The organism is Streptomyces sp. BBFR102 (genome assembly GCF_051397025.1).
In the GTDB taxonomy this organism is placed as follows: Bacteria; Actinomycetota; Actinomycetes; order Streptomycetales; family Streptomycetaceae; genus Streptomyces.
On the sequence record NZ_CP195757.1, the window covers coordinates 2,566,904 to 2,588,331 of the forward strand.

Here is a 21,428-nt window from a genome sequence, read left to right on the forward strand (position 1 = left end):
ACCCCATTCACAGAAGAACACGATGAACATCGACCGGTGGGCGCTCATTTTCAAGTGGTGCCTGATCGTCGCACTATTGCGCCTGACCTTTCCCATGATGACCGAGGACCTCTTGGACCGCCAGATCCTCGCATTCCCGACCTGGGAGTGGTCAGTGGCCTCAATCACGTCAGTAATCCCCCCACTCCTCGCCAGAAATCCGACACAAAGAAGAGAGCTGAATCACCACGTCATCATCCTGGGAGGAGGAATGCTGTTCTATCTCACATACGGTCTGATCGGGGCGATTTTCGCCGGAAAGCTGATTCTGTGGGTGGCCGCAGCAGCCGGCTCGACCGGCCTGCTCACCCTTTCGGTCATGTACCTGAAGGAGCGCAGCGTTGTCCGCTGACCGTACCGACATGACAGCGGCCCGGCAGCCCGGGGAGATCGCCACCGGCTACCGCCTGATTCTCCCCTCCCCCTGGGAGCAGGTCCCCCTGCGTCAAGGCACCGAGGAAGCCGTACGGCGCATCCTGCGCGAGGCGTTCGCGCGGATCTCGCCGGAGGTGCCGCCCGACACGGTGGGGCCGTACAAGCGGGAGCTGGAGCGGCGGTTCCGCGCCGCGGTCGCGGAGGCCCGGCGGGGGCGCGCGCTGGACGTGTACCTGCCGGTGCGGCCGGTCGGGGAGACGAATCTGGGGGCCTCCGTCGTGGTGTCCGAGGCCCTGCTGCCCCGGCCCCGGCGGCAGGGCGGCGGCGCATCCGCCCCCCCGACCGAGGTCGCGGTGCGGTTACTGGCCCGCGACGCCCCCGCGGCGGTCGGGGAGACGGATCTCAGCTCGGGTGAGATCGACGGGGCCCTCGCCGTACGGAGGGAGTACGTGGCCGCCGCCGATCCCGCGCGCGGGGCCGACCCGGCCGCCCGCAGGGTGGAGTACATCGCCTCCGTGCCGGGAGACCCGGCGCGTTGGTTCGTCGCCGCCTTCTCCACGGTGGGCGCCGGCGACCCCGGGGACGAGCTGGCCGAGGCGCTCGTCACCTGGTTCGACGCCCTGATGGAGACCTTCCGGTGGAGGTACACGTGACGACGTACGGCGGTCTTTCCGGCTCCGCCGGCTCCTGCGGTGGCGGCGCCCCGGCCGAGTACGGCCACCACGGCTTCCACGCCGTCCTCGACACGGAGCACCTCGACTGGGACCGGTGGGTGCACCTCCCGCCTCGTGACCCTGACACGTACGAGGACTGGCGGGACATCGGGGCCTGGTGCCGGCGGGAGGCCAGGGATCTGTGGGAGGACAGCGGCCTGGACCCAGGCCGAGCCGGAGTCGCGTTCACGGCGATGACGCTGGAGCGGTGCGCCGACACGTTCTGCCCGGTGGGCTCGGGCAACGAGCTGTTCCTGCGCCTGGCCCACCCGGCCGACATCCCGCTGCCCCTCCTCGCGCTGGTCCGCCCCTCGTCCGGCGCGCGCGAGGAGACCCTGCGGTCGCTGACGCTGGCCGACGACCCGGAGGCGGTGGAGCCCCCGGTGGTGAGCCCCTTCCCCTCTCCCCATCTCGGCGCCGGCCTGTCCACGTTCCGCTACATCCCCCAGCCGGACCACCCCACCCGGCTCTTCGGCTGCCTGCGCTATGCCTGGCAGGTCGAGGAACCTCCCGTCTCGGTCGTCCTGTGGACCGTCACCGAGGACACGGCCCAGCTGCTCGACGCGGCCGAGGACGTGGAGGAACTGGCCCGGGCGCTGCGGATCTTCGTCCCGTGAGCGCGCCGTCCTCCTTCCGGGCGCATCCCGGTAACGAGCGGTCCCGGCGGGGCACGATGTCGGCAGCACCGCGACCCGGACGACGAGGAGTGCCCCCATGATCGAGGCGGAGAACATCAGGGACTGGCGGGACCACAGCGTCGTCGACTCCGAGGGCCACAAGATCGGCACCCTGGAGTCGGTGTACGTGGACACCGTCAGCGACCGCCCGTTCTTCATCGGCATCGTCACCGGGCTGCCCACCCGCAGGCGCATCACCTTCGCGCCCCTGGAGAAGGCGGTCGTCTCCCCGTCGTACGTGAAGCTGGCCTGGCCCAAGCAGCTGGTGAAGGACGCCCCGGGCATCAGCACCGACGGCGAACTCCTCGCCGAGCAGGAGCAGGGCATCTTCGACCACTACGGCCTGGAGTTCGGCGTGGGCCACAGCCGGCGGCTGGCCCGGCGCTGAGGACCGGGGACCGGCAGCCCGCTCAGGTCACGTACCGGGGACGGGGGCCCGCCGTCGCGGCCGGGCTTCCTGTGGCGGCCTGGTCGGCTCCGTCCGATGATGAGCTGACGCCGCGCCGATATTGGAGGCTCGATGGACTACAGAATCAGTGTCCTCTTCCGTGCCATCCCCGTACTGATGGCCGGGGTGTCGGCGGGGCTGGGCGGGTACGTGCTGTCCCACGCGTCGGGGCCGTCCGCCCGGGTGGCGGGTCTGGTGCTCGTCTCCCTGGCGGCGATCTGCCTCTGCCTGTTCGCCACGGCGGCCACCATCATCAGGCAGCTCATCGGCCGGTACACCACGGCGGACCGCTGGCTGTACCCCGTGTTCGGCTTCGCGGTCAGCGGCGCCACCATGGGCTACAGCCTGTCCCTGCTCACCGAGAGCCCCAGGCCGCCGCCCGACTTCGTCGCCGGACACGTCGTCTTCGGCGTCTCCATGATCTGCGTGTGCGTCTCAAGTGTGGCCACGAGCTCCACCCGGTTCCTCCTGATCACCGAGAACTCGGCGCTGCCCGAGGGCTCCCCGCCGCGCTCACCGGCGCCGTTCAGCGCGTCCGCCGCCCGCGTCCTGCTGGCGCTCCCCGTCCTCGCGGCCCTGGCCACCTGGGCGTGGGCCTTCACCCTGCTGGCCGGCGGGGGTGGCGGGGCCGCGAACGGCCGCTTCACCGCGGGCCACGTGATGGTGGGCCTGGCGCTCGTCTGCACCTGCCTGATCGGCCTGGTGGCGAGCATCCTGCGACAGATCCAGAACACCTACGCGCCCCGGGAGCGCGTGCTCTGGCCCGTCTCCGCCGCCGTCATGGGAGCCGTCGGCATCGTCTTCGGCCTGGTCGTCGTCGCCACGCACAGCCGGTCCTCCCAGTTGTCCGCGGGGTTCGTGCTCATCGGGCTGGGGCTCGTCTGCTGGAGCATCCTCAGCAAGGTCCTGCTGCTCGCCCTCGTCTGGCGGCGCACGGCTCCCCTGGCCAACCGGGTTCCGCTGATCCCGGTGGGCACGGCTCTGCTGTGCCTGTTCCTCATGGCCTTCCTCTTCGAGTCGGCCGACAGCGCGGTGCTCGTCGGAGCGCGCGTCCTGACCGGGCTCGGCTGCATCTGCTTCTCGCTCTTCTCCATCGTCTCCATCCTGGAGAGCGGAACGAGCGGTGATCAGGACGAGGGCGACACGGCCTCGTAGAGACCGCGGCGCGGGACGGGGAGCCGCGCTCAGCGCTCCCCCGGCTCCCACTCCGGCAACCGCCCCCTCGCCACCACCCGTACGGGCCCGCCCCGGCGGAGGGATGCGCGGTGCTCTCGGTGGTCCGGTGCGGCCCGGCCACCCTCCTCCTCGCCCACCCCTTCGCCAACCTCGCATCGCCGCGCTGCCGCTCGTCGCTCTGGTCGGACTGGCGGTCGGCCTGGCGGTCGGACTGGCGGTCGCCCGGGCGGGACCTGGGATACGAGGAGACTGCGGAGGGCGGGGTCCGGCCCGCCCGCCCCGCTCGCCGTGCCCTTCCTGAGCAGGACGAGACCGGGATGGCCCGGGATGGTGGGCGGCGCTCCCGGTGTCGGCCGCCGTGGTCGACACCGGCCCTTCTCGGCCGACGGCGCGTCGTGCCGGCCGCCGCCGGGGGGACCGACCGCGAGCGCTTCCTCCACCCGCTGACGCCGTACGACCGGGGCCGTCTCCGTGCCGGCCCCGGTCGTGCTCTGGCCGGTGCTGGTGGTGCCCGGCCTCCGCCCTGGGTAACCCTGCTCAGGAGGCGCCGCCCGGCCAGGGCGTCCCCGCCCGCCCCGACCGGCGCGGCCCCACCGCACCCGACCCCGAGGAGAACCGCCCGTGACCGTGACCTCGCCCGCCGCACCCGAGACGGCCACCCTCTTCCCGGCGCTGCACGCCCCGCCGGCCCCGCCGAAGCCCGCCCTGCGCTTCGGCGACCGCGCGCTGGACCACGGCCAGGTCGCCCGCCTCGCCGGGGCGCTCGCCCGTGAACTGCCGCACGGCCGCCGGGTCGCCGTCTGGGCGACGCCGAGCCTGGAGACCGGGGTGGCGGTGGTCGCGGCGCTGCTCGCCGGGGTGGCCGCCGTACCGCTCAATCCGAAGGCGGGGGCGCGCGAGCTGGCGCACATCCTCGCGGACAGCGACCCGGCGCTGGTGCTGGCCGCGCCCGGCGAGACGCTGCCCGGGGAGCTGGCGGGGCTGGCGCGCCGGGACGTGGCGACCGACCCCGACGCCGTACCGCGCTCGGTGGCGCTGCCGGCCGAGCCGGGCCCCGAGGCGCCCGCGCTGATCGTCTACACCTCGGGCACCACCGGCCCGCCCAAGGGCGTGGTCCTGCCCCGGCGCGCCCTGACCAGCACGCTCGACGCGCTCGCGGACGCCTGGCAGTGGACGGCCGACGACACCCTCGTGCACGGCCTGCCCCTCTTCCACGTGCACGGCCTGATCCTGGGCGTCCTCGGCCCGCTGCGGCGCGGCGGCTCCCTGGTCCACCTGGTCCGCTTCTCCACGGACGGGGTGCGCCGGGCACTGGAGGACGGGGCGACGATGCTGTTCGGCGTCCCGACGATGTACCACCGGATCGCCGAGGAGGCCACCGGCGACCGGGCACTCGCCGCCGCCCTCGCCAAGGCACGGCTGCTGGTCTCCGGTTCGGCCGCGCTCCCCGTCCACGACCAGGAGCGCATCGCCGCCGCCACCGGCCGCCGGGTCGTCGAGCGGTACGGGATGAGCGAGACCCTGATGAACACCAGCGTCCGCGCCGACGGCGAACCCCGCCCCGGCACCGTCGGTGTGCCGCTGCCCGGGGTCGCGCTGCGGCTGGTCGAGGACGACGGTACGCAGATCGCGCGGTGGGACGGCGAGAGCGTCGGCGAGATCCAGGTGCGCGGCCCGAACCTCTTCACGGAGTACCTGAACCGGCCCGACGCCACCGCCGAGGCGTTCGACGGCGACTGGTTCCGCACCGGCGACATGGCGGTCCGCGAGCCCGACGGATACGTGCGGATCGTCGGCCGCCGCGCCACCGACCTCATCAAGTCCGGCGGCTACAAGATCGGCGCGGGCGAGATCGAGAACGCCCTGCTCGGCTTCCCCGGCGTCCGCGAGGCCGCCGTCACCGGGGAGCCCGACCCGGACCTCGGCGAACGCGTCGTCGCCTGGCTGGTCACCGACGGCGGCCCGCTGGACGAACAGGCGGTCGCCGACCACGTGGCCCGCCAGCTCGCCCCGCACAAGCGCCCCCGCGTCGTCCGCTACCTCGACGCCCTGCCGCGCAACGACATGGGCAAGATCATGAAGCGGGCCCTGCATGGCTGACCGCGACGCCCTCACCACCCGCGCCCTGCTCGCCTCCCTGGACCCGGACTACGTCGAACTGGGCTTCCTCGGTCCGGAGTTCACGGACGGGCCGCTGGAGTGGCCCGGCTACGGGGCCGCACGGAGCCGGGCCCGCGAACGCACCGGCGAGCGCGAGTCCGTCGTCTGCGCCACCGCCCGGGTGGGGGCGGGAGCAGCGGACGTGCCGGCCCGCGAAGCCGTCCTGATCGCCTTCGAGTTCGGCTTCCTCGGCGGATCGCTCGGCGAGGCGACCGGCGACCGTATCGAGGCGGCGTACGCACATGCCCGCGCCCACCGCCTGCCCGTCGTCTCCCTGGTGGCGACCGGCGGCAGCCGCATGCAGGAGGGGACGCGCGCACTCACCCAGCTCCAGCGTGTGGCCCGGCAGACCGTCCTCACCCGGCGCGCCGGACTCCCGCAGATCGCGGTGGTCCGCGACCCCACCACCGGTGGCGGCTGGGCCACCCTGGCGGCCGGCGCCGACGTGGTCCTCGCCCTGCCCGGCGCCCAGGTCGGCTTCGCCGGCTCCCGGGTCCGCCCCGCCGGCGCCGAGCCCTGGGCGTACACCGCCGAGGGCCAGTACGCCGCCGGGCACCTCGACGCCCTCACCGAACCTGCCGACCTGCCGAACGCCCTCGGCCGGTGGCTGGCCCTGCTCGCCGCCCCGCCCGCACCCGCCCGCCGGGCCGCACCACCGCACGCCCTGGCCGCCGGCCCCCTCCCGGCCGACGGCACCGAAGCCGTCCGCCGCGCCCGCTCCCCCGAACGCCCGCGCGCAGGCGCCTACTTGGATGCCTACTTCGACTGGCGAGAGGAGATCCGGGGCGACCGGAGCGGCGGCACCGACCCGGGCATGCGCTGCGGCTTCGGCCACCGTGACGGCCGGACCGTCGCCTACGCCGCCCAGTGCGGCACCGCCACCCGGCCCGCCGGATTCCGCACCGCCGCCCGCCTGGTCCGCACCGCCGACCGGCTCGGCATCCCCGTCCTCACCCTCCTCGACACCCCGGGCGCCGCCAACGACGCCGCCGCCGAGCAGGGCGGCGCGGGCCCGGCCATCGCCGACCTCTTCGCCGCCGTCGCCGAGGCCGGGGTCCCGGTCACCTCGCTGCTCATCGGCGAGGGCGGCTCCGGGGGCGCCCTCGCCCTGGCCGCCCCCGGCCACCTCTGGGTCACCCCCGACAGCTACTTCTCGGTCATCGCCCCCGAACTGGCCGCCGCCATCCTCAAGCGGCCCCCCGAGGAGGTCCCGGCCACCGCCGACGCGCTGCGGCTGCGGCCACAGGACGCGGTGGAGCTGGGGGTGGCACGAGGGGTCGTACCGGGGTCGGCGTAGGAACGGGTACGCGCGGGCGCCCGGGGCGGGCGGCCCGCGCGTACCCCTTGCCTCGGCGGGCGTCAGAGGACGGGGACGGTGGCCACTGCGTTGTGCGTGAGCCGCATCAGCACGCGCAGGGGCGTCGCGCGGTCGGCGTCGGTGGTGCCCGCGTGCGTCTCGGCGCGCCCTTGCGGGGACCGGGCCTGGGGGCCGGCGCGGGCCGCGCCTCCCGCCTCGGTGATCCACCGCCGGGCGGGCCCGGCTCGACGCGGAACGGCCGAGGCCGAGGACAAGGGAGAGTCCAGCGGGGGCTTCAGTCCTCCACCAGCGGGCGGTGCATGATGTGCAGCCCCACATAGCCCTCGGCCGGATGCCGGAACCCCTCGGGCAGCGTGCCCAGCACCTCGAAGCCGAGGGACTCGTACAGCTTCACCGCGCGGGTGTTGGTCTCCACCACGGCGTTGAACTGCATCGCCCGGTACCCCTCCGCCCGCGCCCAGTCGATCGTGTACTCACAGAGCGCACGGCCCACACCACGGCCGCCGTGCGCGGGGTCGACCATGTAGCTGGCGCTGGCGATGTGGCCGCCGTTTCCCAGGTGGTTGCGGTTCATCTTGGCGGTGCCGAGGACGGTCCCGGCGTCGTCCACGGCGACCACGGTGCGGCTCGGCGCCCGCACCAGCCACCAGCCCTCGGCGTCCTCACGGGACAGGTCGAGCGGGTAGGTGAAGGTCTCGCCCGCGCGGACGATGCGCTCGAAGAACGGCCAGACGGCGGCCCAGTCCTCGGTACGGGCCTCACGGATCAGCATCCGGCCATCCTCGCCTCCCCGCCCCCGGGCGGTCCACGGCTTTTCCCCGGGCCGGGCCCTGCGCCGCGCCCCGCCCTTGACCTCGACTCCGCTTGAGTTCCTACGGTCGGCCGGACACGACACCAGCCGTCCCCACCACGAGGAGCCCGCCATGCCCGTCGCCGCCGTCCCCGCCCCCTACCGCCACGCCGTGGTCCCGCACCTCCTCGTCGACGACGCCGAAGCGGCCCTCGCCTTCTACGAGCGGGCCTTCGGCGCCGAGCCGCGCTTCCGCCTCGACGGCGCCGAAGGGGAGGTGGTGCACGCCGAACTCACCGTCTGCGGCGCCCTCCTGATGCTGAGCGACGCCCGCGGCGACCTGCGCTCCCCGGCCGCGCTCGGCGCCACCCCCGTCATCCTGCACGTCTACGTCCCCGACGTGGACGGCGTCACCGCGCGGGCCACCGCCGCGGGGGCCGAGCTGCTGGAGGGCCCCGCCGACCAGTTCCACGGCGACCGCACCGCGCTGCTCCGCGACCCCTTCGGCCACCTGTGGATCTTCCTCACACACCTGGAGGACCTCACCCCGGAGCAGATCGCGGAGCGCCTGGCCGCTGCGGGAGGAGCGGACGGAGCGACCCGCTGACCGACCCGAACCCGGTGACAGCCCGGCCCGCGCTCCGTACGCTGGCGCCCGGCGCGGGCCCGGCCCTGCCTCGCCACGCCGCACATGCCCGCCCGTCCTGGAGGAAGCCATGCCCGCCGCACCCGGCCCCCTGAACGACGTCTCCCCGACCACCCTCGCCGACCTCCTCGGCCGCGAGCAGATCATGGACTTCGGAGTGCGGACGCTCTGGCCGACACCGCCGAGGGTCGCCGGTCCCGCCTTCACGGTCCGCTGCGCCCCCGGCGACCAGCTGATGCTGCACGCGGCGATCTACCGGGCGGCGCCCGGTTCGGTGGTGGTGGTCGAGGGCGGCGGCACCGAGTACGCGGTGGCCGGCGGCAACGTCTGCGCCGTCGCCCAGCGCCGGGGCATCGCCGCCTTCGTGGTGGACGGGGTCGTCCGCGACCTGGCCGAGATCCGCGCCTCGGGCTTCCCCGTCTTCGCCCGGGGCGTCGTGCCCAAGCCCGGCACCAAGAAGACGGCGGCTCCGCTCAACGGGGAAGTGCGCTGCGGCGGCGTGACCGTGCGCGGCGGCGACCTGGTCGTCGCCGACGAGGAGGGCGTCGTCGTGGTCCCCGCCGACCGCCAGGACGAGGTGCTCCAAGCCGCCCGCGCCAAGGAGGCGAAGGAGGCGGCCCAGTCCCTCGACGCCTGGGAGGCCGACCACCGCGCCCGCATCCAGCAGGCCCTCGACGCCCAGGGCTTCACGGGCTGAGCGGCTGGTCCGAAGTCCCGCGTGCCCGAACGGAGCCCCTCATGCCACTGCGCTGTGCCCTGCTGGACGACTACCAGGGGGTCGCCACCTCGGCCGCCGACTGGTCCCCCGTCCTGGACCGCGTCGAACTGACCGTCTTCCCCACCCATCACTCCACCGAGGACGAACTCGCGGCGGCCCTAGCCGACTTCGACATCGTCGTCACCCTGCGCGAACGCGTCCCCTTCCCCGCCTCGCTCTTCGCCCGCCTCCCCCGCCTGCGGCTGCTGGTCGCCTCCGGCATGCGCAACTCGGTGATCGACCTCGCGGCCGCCCGCGCCCACGGCGTCACCGTCTGCGGCACCGCCAGCTCCCTGGTCCCGCCGGTCGAGCTGACCTGGGCCCTGATCCTCGGACTCGCCCGCAACCTGGTCGCGGAGAACACCGCCCTGCGCACCGGCGGCCCCTGGCAGTCCACCCTCGGCACCGACCTGCGCGGGCGCCGCCTCGGCGTGGTGGGCCTGGGCCGGATCGGCTCCGAGGTCGCCCGGATCGGCGCCGCCTTCGGCATGGAGGTCGCCGCCTGGAGCCAGAACCTCACCGAGGAGCGCGCCGCCGCCCACGGCGTCCGCCTCGCCGCCGACCTGCCCGAACTGCTGTCCGAGAGCGACGTGGTCACCCTCCACCTGAAACTGGGCGAGCGCACCCGGGGCCTCATCGGCGCCCGCGAACTGGCCCTCCTGAAGCCCACCGCGTACGTCGTCAACACCTCCCGCGCCGCCCTGGTCGACCACGACGCCCTCCTCGCCGCCCTGCGCGCGGGCCGCATCGCCGGCGCCGGCCTCGACGTCTTCCCCACCGAACCCCTCCCGGCCGACGACCCGGTCCGCACCACGCCCCGCCTCCTGGCCACCCCGCACCTCGGCTACGTCACCGAGAACACCTACGCCACGTACTACCGCGAGGCCGTCGAGGACATCGCCGCCCACCTCGACGGCGCCCCGGTACGCCTCCTCGGCTGAGGGCCCGCACGGCCCGTGCCCCTGTCACCCGGTCAGGTCCCGCAGGTGGGGCACGGCCCGGGTCAGCTCCCACACGCCCCAGGCGATCAGCGCCGCCCCCGCCAGCTCCGGCACCACCCACCAGCCGCCGCGCACGCTCTCGTCGAAGACGACGATGCCGAGCAGGAGACTCACCGAGGCGTCCCCGATGGTCAGCGCCGGCTGAGCGGCGGCGAGCGGCCCGGCCTGCAGGGCGTTCTCCAGCAGCAGCACCGCCGCCACCCCGGTCAGCGCGAAGCCGTACGTCTGCCAGGTGGTGAGGAACGCCACGAGCCCGTCGTCGGCGAGGGTGCCCGTCGCGGACTTCAGCAGCGCCGCCGTCAGGGCGTTGCCCACGGCCGCCGCGCTCCCGAGCGCCGCCGCGCGGAACAGCGGCGACCGGCTCGCCCGCGACGCCACCACCGCCAGCGCCATCGCCCCCAGACACCCCGCCAGCACCGGAATCCACCGCGTCATCGGCGCGTCGGTACGCGCCCCGGACGGCGCCGCCGCACCCAGCACCACGACCAGCCCCGCCACCACCGCGGCCACCGCCCACCACCCCTCACGCGGCAGCCGCCGGTGCAACAACGGCACCCCGATCAGCAACGCGAACGGCAACTCCAGCACGAACACCGGCTGCACCAGCGCCATCGGCCCGTTGAACAGCGCCAGCGCCTGGAACAGCGCCGCCCCGACGACCCCCGCGATCCCCAGCAGCCACACCGGCTGCCGCGCCAGCTGACGCAGGAGCCGCCACCCCCCGCCGGAGGCCACCCGCGCGGCGGCCTTCCGCTGGAAGGCGGTACCGGCGGCGTTACTGGCGGCACCGAGTACGGCGAAGAGAACAGCGAGGACGACCATGGGTGATCCGTGCCCTGCCCGGGACGGCCCCTCCCCGGGCGCGGGGGATTGCCGCCGATCGGAGCAGGGGGCAAGCCCGGCCTCACCCGGCTGTGAAGCCGGGCTCGGCCACCGGGCAGGCCCCTTCCACGAGCCTCCGTCGGCCCACCGACGCGGACAGGTTCTCCCCCGCGTGCGCGCGGCGGACCGAGTGCGCCGGGGCAGATGACCGGCGAGAGCCCCGAGCCCGCGCCGAACACGTCAGACACCCCACCCAACACCCCGGGGCAGCCCCCGCTCGCCCGGCCTTACGGCCCCTCACCCGACCGGCGGCCAACTCCAAGCAACTCGCCGCGACACCAGGCGAGAAAGGAGACAAGGAAGAACCCCAGGTCACGGCGAGTGAGTCCTGGGGTTCTCCGGAGCCGCCTTCGGGATTCGAACCCGAGACCTACGCATTACGAGTGCGTTGCTCTGGCCATCTGAGCTAAGGCGGCAAGCTACGGAAGAAGAACCCCTTCGGGTCCCGTCTCCGGGGAAGAGGTTCGCATCTGCAGCGACGTTCAGTCTACAGGGTTCCCGAGGGTGCCACGGACCGGGCCCCGAGGGGTCCGGTCCGTGGCCCGGTCCTGAGGTCAGCAGCGGGTGCCTTCGCGGGGCGGGGTGCCCTTCAGGAGGTAGGTGTTGATGGCGGTGTCGACGCAGTCGCTGCCCCGGCCGTAGGCGGTGTGGCCGTCGCCGTCGTAGGTGAGGAGGGTGGCGGAGTCGAGCTGGGAGGCGAGTCCCTCGGCCCAGCGGTACGGGGTGGCCGGGTCGCGGGTGGTGCCGACGACCACGATGGGCGCCGCGCCCGGCGCCTCGATGCGGTGCGGGGCCGAGGTGGCGGGGGTGGGCCACTGGGCGCAGTTCAGCGAGGCCCAGGCGAAGCCCTCGCCGAAGACGGGGGACGCCTCGCGGAACTCGGGCAGGGCCGCTTCGACCTCCTGAGGGGTGGCGAAGGCAGGGGGGAGGTCGAGGCAGTTGACGGCGGCGTTGGCGGACATGAGGTTCTGGTAGCCGCCGTCGGCATCGCGTTCGTAGTAGAGGTCGGAGAGGGCGAGCAGGGCGTTGCCGTCGCGGTCCTTCATGGCACTGGTCAGCGCGGTACGCAGCTGAGGCCAGCCGGCCTCGTCGTAGAGGGCGGCGACGACGCCCATGGTGGCGAGCGACTCGGGGAGGGCTCGCCCCTCCCCGGTGGGGAGCGGGTCGGCGTCGAGCTTGTCGAAGAACGCGGTGAGGTTCCGCCCGGCACTCCGGGGGTCGCCGGCGCCGAGGGGGCAGTCCTTCCGCCGAGCGCAGTCCTTGGCGAAGGCGGTGAAGGCGGTGTCGAACCCGGCGGTCTGTTCGAGGTTGAGCCGGCGGGCGTCGAGGGTGGGGTCCATGGCGCCGTCGAGGACCAGGCGGCCGACGCGGTGCGGGTACAGCCCGGCGTAGGTGGCGCCGAGGAAGGTCCCGTACGAGGCGCCGACGTAGGTCAGCTTCTCGTCGCCGAGGGCCGAGCGGACCAGGTCCAGATCGCGGGCGGACTCGACGGTGGAGACGTGGCCGAGGGTCTTGCCCGAGTCCGCCTGGCACCCCTTGCCGTACTTCCGGAAGGCGGAGACCAGCGTCCGCCGCTCCGCCGGGGTGTCCGGGGTGGCGTCCGTGGCGGTGTGCGCGTCCATCGCGGGGCCGTCGAGGCAGGTGACGGGCTCGCTGTCGGCGACGCCGCGCGGGTCGACGGCCACCATGTCGTACCGGGCACGGACCGGTGCCGGATAGCCGAGGGCCGCGTACGACTGGAGATATCCGATGGCGGAGCCGCCGGGGCCGCCCGGGTTGACGAGGAGGGAGCCGAGGCGGGCGCCGGGGCCGGTCGCCTTCTTGCGGGAGAGCGCCAGGTCGAGGGTGCCGGCCGTCGGGTTCTCGTAGTCCAGGGGCGCCTTGAGCCGGGCGCACTCGAACTCTTCCATGCCGGCGCCCTCGCAGCTCCGCCAGGCCGGCCGCTGCCCGTAGAAGGGGGCGAGGGCATCGGGGATCGCCTTGGGGAGGGCGGCGAGGACGGTGCCGCCGGAGGCGTCTGCCGTGGTGCTCTCCGCGCTGCACCCCGGCACGAGGGCGACGGCTGCGGCGAGGAACGCGGCGACCAGGGGGCGGCGCGACGAGAGGCGGGCAGGGGGACGGGCGCGGCGGTTCTCCATGCATCCGACTCTAACGGTACGCACAGACTTGACTACTATGCGTGACGGGCGAGCGGGAGGCGGAACCCCTTCAACTCGGGCCGGCCGTCAGCCAAACCACCCGTTCAGGGGATGCGCTACCCGGCCCTCAGCGCCATGGCCATCGCCTCGACGGCCAAGAGGGGCGCCACGTTCCGGTCGAGGGCCTCACGGCAGGCGGCGATGGCCTCGATCCGGCGGAGGGTGGCGACGGGGGTGCTGTCCTCGGCGATCCGCTCCAGGGCGTCGCGGAACTCGACGTTGGCGACCGCCTCCGGGGCGGAGCCGAACTGGAGGGCCAGGACATCGCGGTAGAAGCCGGTGAGGTCCACCAGGGCCAGATCGAGGCTGTCGCGCTGGGAACGGGTGCGTCGGCGCTTCTGCTTCTCCTCCAGCTCCTTCATGGCACCGGCGGTACCGCGAGGCATCCGGCCGCCGCTCTGCCCGCCGAGGGCGGTCCGCAGCGCCTCGGTCTCCTTCTCGTCGGTCTCCGTGGCCGCCTGCTTGGAGTCCTCGCCCGCCGCGTCGATCAGCTCCTGCGCGGCCCGCAGCCCCGCGCCCACGTCGCCGACGCGCAGCGGCAGCTTGAGGACGGCTGCCCGGCGCGCGCGGGCCCGCTCGTCGGTGGCCAGGCGGCGGGCGCGGTCGATGTGTCCCTGCGTGGCCCGCGCGACGGAGGCGGCCAGCACCGGGTCGACCCCGTCGCGCCGGACCAGGATGTCGGCCACGGCCTCCACCGGCGGCGTACGCAGCGAGAGGTGCCGCGAACGCGACCGGATCGTCGGCAGCACGTCCTCCAGCGAGGGGGCGCAGAGCAGCCAGACCGTGCGCGAGGCCGGCTCCTCGACGGCCTTGAGCAGGACGTTCCCCGCGCCTTCGGTGAGGCGGTCGGCGTCCTCCAGGACGATCACCTGCCAACGCCCTCCGGCCGGCGACATCTGGGAGCGCCGGACCAGGTCGCGGGTCTCCTTCACGCCGATGGAGAGCAGGTCGGTGCGGACGACGTCCACATCGGCGTGGGTGCCGATGAGGCTGGTGTGGCAGCCGTCGCAGAAGCCGCAGCCAGGGGTGCCGCCCGGCAGGGCCCGGTCCGGGCTGGTGCACTGGAGGGCGGCGGCGAAGGCCCGCGCCGCGTCGGCCCTGCCCGCTCCGGGCGGCCCGGTGAACAGCCAGGCGTGCGTCATCCGGGACGCCTCGGGCAGCGGACTGCCCGTGGCCGCCGCCGTCACGTAGGCGTCGGCGTCACGGGCGGCCGCGTCGAGCTGCCCGACCACCCGCTCCTGGCCCACCAGGTCGTCCCACACCGACATCGGCACGCCTCCATCCACATCCGCCCCACCGGACGAGCCCACCACCGGGCTCGCCAGCCCCATTCTCCGCGACACGACCGACAGGGCCCAAATGCCGGAACGCGGCCGGGACGGGCCCTGGGCGGACCACGAGCCGGAGCGCCGTCCCCGGGGAGCCGGACCGGGCAGACCGCCGGCCCGGCTGCCACGCGCCGGCACCGCTCCCGCGGGGCGAGCGCGTGAACGAACCCGGCCTACCTCCGGCCCCGCCCCCCGCGCAGGTCGTCCTCGTCGCCGCCGTCGTGCGGGCCGAGGAGTTCGTCGGCCAGGCTGGGGAGGTCGTCGAGGGGGGTCTCCTCCGCCCAGTCGGGGCGCGGGCGAGGCGCGTTCGGGTCGATCTGGGGCAGCTCGCGGGTGCGCTCGTTCTCGCCGGGGGCGGCGTTGCGGGCGGTGTCCGTCGCGTCGTCCCGGAAGTAGCCCGGGGGCACGCGGTCGGTCGGCGCGTCCGGACCGGGCCGGCCGCTCTCGGAGACGCGGGGGAACACCTTGGTCTCCTCGTCGTCCCCGGTGCCCGGCTCCGGGACCTGGGGGATGACGGCGGTCTCCTCGGCGTCGGACGGGGCGGGGGCCTGCGGCAGGACCGCCGTCTCCTCGTTGTCCCAAGGCTCGGCCGGCCGGGGGCGCCGGTCGTCGTCCTTGGTGAGGGAGTGGGCGGAACGCTCTTCGTCCCGATCGGCCTTGGTGAAGGAGTAGCCGGAACGCTCCTCGTCCCGATCGGCCTTGGTGAAGGAGTAGCCGGAACGCTCCTCGTTCCGGTCGTCCTTGGTGAGGGAGTGGGCCGGGCCCTGCTCCCCTTCCTCAGGCGCCTTCGGCTTGCGGAGGGAGTGCACGGGGGTGGGGACGGTCATCTCGTTGTCGGCCTGGGAGGCTTCGGCGCGCAGCGCCGCTTCCCGCTCGGCCTGGCGACGAGCTTCCTCGGCCCGGACCCTGGCCTCCTCCTCGGCCCTGCGCGCGGCCTCCTCCTCGGCCCTGCGGCGGGCCTCCTCGGCGCGGAGCAGTGCCTCCTCCGCCTCGCGCTGCTTCTCGCGGCGGCGCTCCTCGGCCTCCTTGCGGAGCCGCTCCTCCTCGACCTTGCGCAGGCGCAGCCGCTCCTGTTCGGCGGCGCGCAGTTCCTCCTCGGCGCGGAGCCGGGCACGCTCCTCCTCGGCGCGACGCTCGGCCTCCTCGGCGCGGCGGCGGACCTCCTCGGCCTGGCGCTCGGCCTGCCGCTCCGCCTCCAGCCGCTTGGCCTCCTCCAGCTCGCGCTTCTTGCGTTCCTCCTCCTCGGCGCGCAGCCGGGCGAGCTGCTCCTGGCGCTCCCGCTCCAGGCGCTCCTCCTCGGCCTTGCGCGCGGCCTCCTCCTCCGCCTTGCGGCGGGCCTCCTCCTCGGCGGCGCGACGGGCCTCCTCCTGGGCCTTGACCTCGGCCTCGGAGAGAGGGAGCAGCTGGTCCAGGCGGTGCCGGATGACGGTGGTGACGTCCTCGGGCTGCTGGCCGGCGTCGACCACGAGGTAGCGGTCCTGGTCGGCGGCGGCCAGGGTGAGGAATCCGGCCCGTACCCGCTGGTGGAAGGCGGCGGGCTCGGACTCCAGCCGGTCCGGCGCCTCGGTGAACCGCTCGCGGGCCGTCTCCGGGGAGACGTCGAGCAGCACCGTGAGGTGCGGGACGAGGCCGCCGGTGGCCCAACGGGAGATCCGGGCGATCTCGGTGGGCGCGAGGTCGCGCCCGGCGCCCTGGTAGGCGACCGAGGAATCGATGTAGCGGTCGGAGATGACGACGGCACCGCGCTCCAGCGCGGGACGGACGACGGTGTCGACGTGCTCGGCGCGGTCGGCCGCGTAGAGCAGGGCCTCGGCACGGTGCGAGAGCCCGGCACTGGAGACGTCGAGGAGGATCGCGCGCAGCCGCTTGCCGATCGGGGTGGCCCCCGGCTCGCGCGTCACGACGACCTCGTGGCCCTTGGCCCTGATCCACTCGGCGAGCGCCTCGGCCTGGGTGGACTTGCCGGCGCCGTCACCGCCCTCCAGGGCGACGAAGAAGCCGGTGGCGGCGGGCGCGGTGGCCGGGTCGTCGCCGCGCAACGCGTCCCGCAGGTCGCGGCGGAGCGGGACGCCCTGCCGGTCGTCGGCCTTGGCGAGGAGGACGGCGGCGACCGGCAGCAGCAGGGCGCCGAGCAGCATCAGCGTGAAGGCGGCGCCGCCGTGGGCGAAGACGAACTTCCCGGCCTCGACCCGGTGACGGCCGATGCCGCCCGCGATGAGCGGGGCGGCGAGCACGGAGACGGCGAGGGTCAGCCGGACCACGGCCTGGAGGTGCTCGCCCTGGCGCGCCCTGCGGAACTCCTCCGTCTCCTGGTCGATCAGGGTGTGCCCGCAGTGGGCCGCGACGCCGGCGGCGAAGCCGGCGAGCAGCAGCAGGAGCAGCACGGTCGTGACGTCCGGCACCAGCCCGGCGGCGAGCAGGGCGACACCGGTCAGCGCGACGGCGAGCGCCAGCAGCCGGCGCCGGGAGAGCGCCGGCAGCACGCGCGCGGCGCCGCGGACACCGGTCCCCGTACCGCCGGTGAGGGCGAGGACGAAGAGGCCGAAGAGGACGGGCCCGCCGTCGAGGTCCTTGGCGTGGATCACGGCGACGGCGACGGCGCCGGAGATGGCGGCGGTGACCGCGGCGCAGCCGATGACCAGCAGGCGGATGGTGCCGGTGCGGCCCCGGTCGGCGCCGCTGCCCGTCTTCGGACGGCGCAGCCCCTCCAGCGGGGAGCGGGCGCGCGGCGTCCGGGTGCCGGGCAGCGTCAGGAAGTACACGACGGAGAGGGAGGCGGCGAACAGGCCGGCCGCGACGTACGAGGCGAGGGCGACCTGGTGGGTGGCGAACCAGCCGACGCCGGTGGCCAGCAGGTTCTCCACCAGGGTGACCGCGACCAGCAGGGCGGCGGCCAGCGGCACCGCGACGAAGGCGGTGCGCAGGAAGAGCCGGTGCAGGGCGTCGGAGCGGTCCGGCAGCGGGCGCACGGCGTCGGCGCCGAGGGCCGGGACGGGCAGCAGCGCGGGGGCCGCGCCCTCCCGGCAGACCGTCCAGAAGCGTTCGGCGACGCCGAGGACGAAGACCGTCACCAGAAGGGTGGCCAGCGCCGTGTCCGGGGTCCAGTCGATCCAGAGCGGCGCGACGATCAGCAGGGCGGCCCGCAGGCCGTCGGCGACCACCATCGTCCAGCGGCGGTCGAGCGGGCCGCCGGGCGCCGTCAGTGAGCTGACCGGGCCGAGCAGGACCGCACCGAAGAGCAGGGTCGCGAGGACGCGGACGCCCAGGACGACGCTGACGGTGAAGGCCGCGCCCTGGTAACCGCCGCCGAACGCCCCTTGCGCCAGCGAGGTGTGGAAGGCCAGCACCACCAGCACGAAGAGGGCAAGGACATCGCCGGCGCCTCCCACCAGCTGGGCGCTCCACAGCTGCTTGAGGGGGCGGAAACGCAGCAGGGCGCGCACGGCGCGCTCTCGGGAATCTGCGACCAGGGCGTCGTCGGGGGCCGGGTTCACGACCGTTGGCTGCTCGGCTCGCGTCATCCCGCCAGCCTAGCCCGCTCGTTCGCCACCCGGTCGGCCCGCCCGAACATACGACCGTCCGACCTGGTCCAAAACCGCCCCATGCCGACAATCGGCGCCACCCTCGCACTCCTCGCCACCCGCGCACACCTCCGCACTCCGGGGGACCCGTGATCCACCCGCACGACCGCACTTCCCCGCTTCACCGCTCAGCCTTCGACGCACCCCACCGCCTCACACGGGCCCAGCCCCCTCCCTCACGCTCCGTGACCACTCGCTGGTGGACACCTGCCCCTCGCACGCCTGAACGAAAACCGCCCCGCCCCGAAAGATCACGGAGCGGGGCGGCGCACGAGCGCATTCGACCCGGACAGGCGCACACCGCACCTGATAGAACAACCGTTCGCGCCCCTCACGCGTCTCCCGTCGGGCCGGGCGCGGCCCGGTCGGCGGAAGGGGCGGGACGTTTCCGCACCCGTGGGCGGCCGGAGCGAGGTCACCCGGACCCCGCCCGCGTCCGGCCCGGGGGCTCACTCCTCGCCGGCGCCGGCCCCGCTTCCGGTGCTCTTCTTCGCCGTCGTCTTCTTGGCGGCGGTCTTCTTGGCCGTCGTCGTCTTCTTCGCCGCCGCCTTGGCCGTCCCCGCGGTCTTCTTCGCGGCGGCGGTCTTGGCGGGCGCCTTCTTGGCGGTCGTCTTCTTCGCCGGGGCCTTCTTGGCGGTCTTCTTGACCGGGCCGCGCGCCCGCTTCTCCGCCAGCAGCTCGTAGCCGCGCTCGGGCGTGATCTCCTCGACGCTGTCGGCGGCCCGCAGGGTCGCGTTGGTCTCGCCGTCGGTGACGTAGGCGCCGAAGCGGCCGTCCTTGACCACCACGGGACGCTTGCTGACCGGGTCCTCGCCCAGTTCCTTCAGCGGCGGCTTGGCGGCGGCGCGACCGCGCTGCTTGGGCTGGGCGTAGATCGCGAGGGCCTCGTCGACCGTGATGGTGAAGAGCTGCTCCTCACTCTCCAGCGACCGCGAGTCCGTCCCCTTCTTCAGGTACGGGCCGTAGCGGCCGTTCTGCGCGGTGATCTCGACGCCCTCGGTGTCGGTACCGACGACGCGCGGCAGCGACATCAGCTTCAAGGCGTCCGCGAGCGTCACCGTGTCCAGGCTCATCGACTTGAAGAGCGAGGCGGTGCGCGGCTTGACCGCGTTCTTGCCGGTCTTCGGCGTGCCCTCGGGCAGCACCTCGGTGACGTACGGCCCGTACCGCCCGTCCTTGGCCACGATCGGGTGGCCCGTCTCCGGGTCGGTGCCCAGCTCGAAGTCGCCACTGGGCTTGGCCAGCAGTTCCTCGGCCAGCTCGACGGTCAGCTCGTCGGGCGCGAGGTCCTCGGGGATGTCGGCGCGCTGGTGGTTCTCGGCGTCCTTCTCGCCCCGCTCGATGTACGGCCCGTACCGGCCGACGCGCAGCTTGATGTCGTCGCTGACCGGGAAGGACGAGATCTCCCGGGCGTCGATGGCGCCGAGGTCGGTGACGAGTTCCTTGAGGCCACCGAGGTGGTCGCCGTCGCCGTTGCCCGCGGCGGAGGCGGCACCGGCGGCGGCGTCGCCCTCACCGAAGTAGAAGCGGCGAAGCCACGGCACGGCCTGGGCCTCGCCGCGCGCGATGCGGTCGAGGTCGTCCTCCATGCGGGCGGTGAAGTCGTAGTCGACGAGCCGGCCGAAGTGCTTCTCCAGCAGGTTGACCACGGCGAAGGAGAGGAAGGACGGGACGAGCGCTGTCCCCTTCTTGAAGACGTACCCGCGGTCGAGGATCGTTCCGAGGATCGACGCGTACGTCGACGGACGGCCGATCTCGCGCTCCTCCAGCTCCTTGACCAGCGACGCCTCGGTGTAGCGGGCGGGCGGCTTGGTGGCGTGGCCGTCGACGCTCATCGCGTCGGCGGCCAGCGGGTCGCCCTCGCCGACCTGCGGCAGCCGCCGCTCGCGGTCGTCCAGCTCGGCGTTGGGGTCGTCGGCGCCCTCGACGTACGCCTTGAGGAAGCCGTGGAAGGTGAGGGTCTTTCCGGAGGCGGAGAACTCGGCGTCGCGCCCGTCGGCGGAGCGCCCGCCGATCTTCACGGTGACCGAGTTGCCGACGGCGTCCTTCATCTGGGAGGCGACGGTCCGCTTCCAGATCAGCTCGTAGAGCCGGAACTGGTCACCGGTCAGACCCGTTTCGGCGGGCGTGCGGAAGCGGTCGCCGGAAGGACGGATCGCCTCGTGCGCCTCCTGCGCGTTCTTCACCTTGCCGGCGTAGGTACGCGGCTTGTCGGGCAGGTAGTCCGCCCCGTACAACTGCGTGACCTGCGCCCGGGCCGCGCCGACCGCCGTCTCGGAGAGCGTCGTGGAGTCCGTGCGCATGTAGGTGATGAAGCCGTTCTCGTACAGCTTCTGGGCGACCTGCATGGTGGCCTTGGCGCCGAAGCCGAGCTTGCGGCTCGCCTCCTGCTGGAGCGTCGTCGTCCGGAACGGCGCGTACGGCGAACGGCGGTACGGCTTCGACTCGACCGAGCGGACCGCGAAGGAGGAGTCGGCGAGGGAGTCGGCCAGCGCGCGGGCGCCCGCCTCGTCGAGGTGGAGGGTGTCGGACTTGAGCTGCCCGACGGAGTTGAAGTCGCGGCCCTGCGCGATCCGCTTGCCGTCGACGGCGCTGAGGCGGGCGACGAGCTGCGCGGGATCGCTGCTGCCACCGCCCCGGCCGGTGCCGAAGGTGCCGGTCAGGTCCCAGTACTCGGCGGTGCGGAAGGCGATGCGCTCGCGCTCCCGCTCGACGACGAGGCGGGTGGCCACCGACTGGACGCGCCCCGCCGACAGGCGCGGCATGACCTTCTTCCACAGGACCGGCGAGACCTCGTAGCCGTAGAGGCGGTCGAGGATGCGGCGGGTCTCCTGGGCGTCGACCAGCTTCTTGTTCAGCTCGCGGGGGTTGGCGACGGCGGCCCGGATCGCGTCTTTGGTGATCTCGTGGAAGACCATGCGGTGGACGGGGATCTTCGGCTTCAGCACTTCCTGGAGGTGCCACGCGATGGCCTCGCCCTCGCGGTCCTCATCGGTGGCGAGGAAGAGTTCGTCCGACTCGGCCATCAGCTCCTTGAGCTTCCTGACCTGCGCCTTCTTGTCCGCGTTGACCACGTAGACGGGCTGGAAGTCGTGCTCGACGTCGACGCCGAGCCGACGGACCTCGCCCGTGTACTTCTCCGGCACCTCGGCGGCGCCGTTCGGAAGGTCACGGATGTGTCCGACGCTCGCCTCGACGGTGTAGCCGGGGCCGAGGTAGCCCTTGATCGTCTTCGCCTTGGCGGGCGACTCGACGATGACGAGGCGGCGGCCGCCCTCTGCGGTCTCGCTGGTCGGGGACAACGTGGCTCTTCTCTCCGGTCGACACTGAATCCTTCCC

The 21,428-nt window shown here is 74.0% G+C and carries 17 protein-coding genes and 1 tRNA gene; 10 read left to right on the forward strand and 8 right to left on the reverse strand.

All coding sequences use genetic code 11. The annotated features are described in order from the left end of the window. The first annotated feature begins 22 nt into the window (after positions 1 to 22). From ACSLIC_RS11400 to ACSLIC_RS11430, 7 genes are all read left to right on the forward strand, one after another. On the forward strand, positions 23 to 391 hold the full coding sequence (locus tag ACSLIC_RS11400; protein ID WP_436737563.1) for a hypothetical protein: 369 nt from the start codon (positions 23 to 25) through the stop codon (positions 389 to 391). Beyond that, positions 381 to 1,067, forward strand: coding sequence for a hypothetical protein (locus ACSLIC_RS11405; RefSeq protein ID WP_436737564.1), 687 nt, complete (start codon positions 381 to 383; stop codon positions 1,065 to 1,067). Before ACSLIC_RS11400 ends, ACSLIC_RS11405 begins: the two co-directional genes overlap by 11 nt. Continuing rightward, a complete protein-coding gene (locus ACSLIC_RS11410; RefSeq protein ID WP_436737565.1) occupies positions 1,064 to 1,744 on the forward strand; it encodes a hypothetical protein in 681 nt (226 codons plus the stop codon). The genes ACSLIC_RS11405 and ACSLIC_RS11410 overlap by 4 nt, the downstream gene beginning before the upstream one ends. Positions 1,745 to 1,841: 97 nt before the next feature. Beyond that, positions 1,842 to 2,192, forward strand: a complete 351-nt coding sequence (locus tag ACSLIC_RS11415; protein ID WP_436737566.1) for a PRC-barrel domain containing protein — start codon at positions 1,842 to 1,844, stop codon at positions 2,190 to 2,192. Between the two features lie 132 nt (positions 2,193 to 2,324). Continuing rightward, on the forward strand, positions 2,325 to 3,407 hold the full coding sequence (locus tag ACSLIC_RS11420; protein WP_436737567.1) for a DUF2776 family protein: 1,083 nt from the start codon (positions 2,325 to 2,327) through the stop codon (positions 3,405 to 3,407). Positions 3,408 to 4,055: 648 nt separating this feature from the next. Further along, on the forward strand, positions 4,056 to 5,528 hold the full coding sequence (locus tag ACSLIC_RS11425; protein WP_436740348.1) for an acyl-CoA synthetase: 1,473 nt from the start codon (positions 4,056 to 4,058) through the stop codon (positions 5,526 to 5,528). Then, positions 5,521 to 6,885 carry a carboxyl transferase domain-containing protein gene (locus ACSLIC_RS11430; protein WP_436737568.1) on the forward strand — a complete coding sequence of 455 codons (1,365 nt, stop codon included), beginning with the start codon at positions 5,521 to 5,523 and terminating at the stop codon, positions 6,883 to 6,885. The genes ACSLIC_RS11425 and ACSLIC_RS11430 overlap by 8 nt, the downstream gene beginning before the upstream one ends. 62 nt (positions 6,886 to 6,947) lie before the next feature. Here the strand turns inward: ACSLIC_RS11430 and ACSLIC_RS11435 are convergent, their stop codons facing one another. Together ACSLIC_RS11435 and ACSLIC_RS11440 are read right to left on the reverse strand one after the other, a co-directional pair. Further along, entirely contained in the window at positions 6,948 to 7,160 is a 213-nt protein-coding gene (locus ACSLIC_RS11435) for a hypothetical protein (protein ID WP_436737569.1), read from the reverse strand. A gap of 20 nt (positions 7,161 to 7,180) precedes the next feature. After that, entirely contained in the window at positions 7,181 to 7,678 is a 498-nt protein-coding gene (locus ACSLIC_RS11440) for an N-acetyltransferase family protein (RefSeq protein ID WP_436737570.1), read from the reverse strand. 151 nt (positions 7,679 to 7,829) lie between these two features. On the opposite strand from ACSLIC_RS11440, the gene ACSLIC_RS11445 reads away from it, so the two are divergent. The 3 genes from ACSLIC_RS11445 to ACSLIC_RS11455 all read left to right on the forward strand — a co-directional run bounded on the left by ACSLIC_RS11445 (position 7,830) and on the right by ACSLIC_RS11455 (position 10,040). Beyond that, positions 7,830 to 8,303, forward strand: a complete 474-nt coding sequence (locus ACSLIC_RS11445) for a VOC family protein (RefSeq protein WP_436737571.1) — start codon at positions 7,830 to 7,832, stop codon at positions 8,301 to 8,303. A 109-nt stretch (positions 8,304 to 8,412) separates the two neighbouring features. Beyond that, a complete protein-coding gene (locus ACSLIC_RS11450) occupies positions 8,413 to 9,039 on the forward strand; it encodes an RraA family protein (protein ID WP_436737572.1) in 627 nt (208 codons plus the stop codon). A gap of 41 nt (positions 9,040 to 9,080) precedes the next feature. Continuing rightward, complete coding sequence (locus ACSLIC_RS11455) at positions 9,081 to 10,040, forward strand: D-2-hydroxyacid dehydrogenase family protein (protein WP_436737573.1); 960 nt, start codon at positions 9,081 to 9,083, stop codon at positions 10,038 to 10,040. Positions 10,041 to 10,064: 24 nt separating this feature from the next. On the opposite strand, the gene ACSLIC_RS11460 is transcribed toward ACSLIC_RS11455, so the two are convergent. The 6 genes from ACSLIC_RS11460 to topA form a co-directional block, all read right to left on the reverse strand. Further along, positions 10,065 to 10,922: a DMT family transporter gene (locus tag ACSLIC_RS11460; protein ID WP_436737574.1), complete on the reverse strand. Its 858-nt coding sequence runs from the start codon at positions 10,920 to 10,922 to the stop codon at positions 10,065 to 10,067. 402 nt (positions 10,923 to 11,324) lie between these two features. Next, positions 11,325 to 11,398 (reverse strand) — tRNA-Thr (locus ACSLIC_RS11465). A 138-nt stretch (positions 11,399 to 11,536) separates the two neighbouring features. Further along, complete coding sequence (locus ACSLIC_RS11470; RefSeq protein ID WP_436737575.1) at positions 11,537 to 13,120, reverse strand: alpha/beta hydrolase; 1,584 nt, start codon at positions 13,118 to 13,120, stop codon at positions 11,537 to 11,539. A 116-nt stretch (positions 13,121 to 13,236) separates the two neighbouring features. Then, positions 13,237 to 14,448: a DNA polymerase III subunit delta' gene (locus ACSLIC_RS11475; protein ID WP_436740349.1), complete on the reverse strand. Its 1,212-nt coding sequence runs from the start codon at positions 14,446 to 14,448 to the stop codon at positions 13,237 to 13,239. Between the two features lie 233 nt (positions 14,449 to 14,681). Next, positions 14,682 to 18,029: a dTMP kinase gene (gene tmk / locus ACSLIC_RS11480; RefSeq protein ID WP_436737576.1), complete on the reverse strand. Its 3,348-nt coding sequence runs from the start codon at positions 18,027 to 18,029 to the stop codon at positions 14,682 to 14,684. Between the two features lie 509 nt (positions 18,030 to 18,538). After that, positions 18,539 to 21,391: a type I DNA topoisomerase gene (gene topA, locus ACSLIC_RS11485; protein WP_436737577.1), complete on the reverse strand. Its 2,853-nt coding sequence runs from the start codon at positions 21,389 to 21,391 to the stop codon at positions 18,539 to 18,541. Positions 21,392 to 21,428 lie beyond the last annotated feature (37 nt).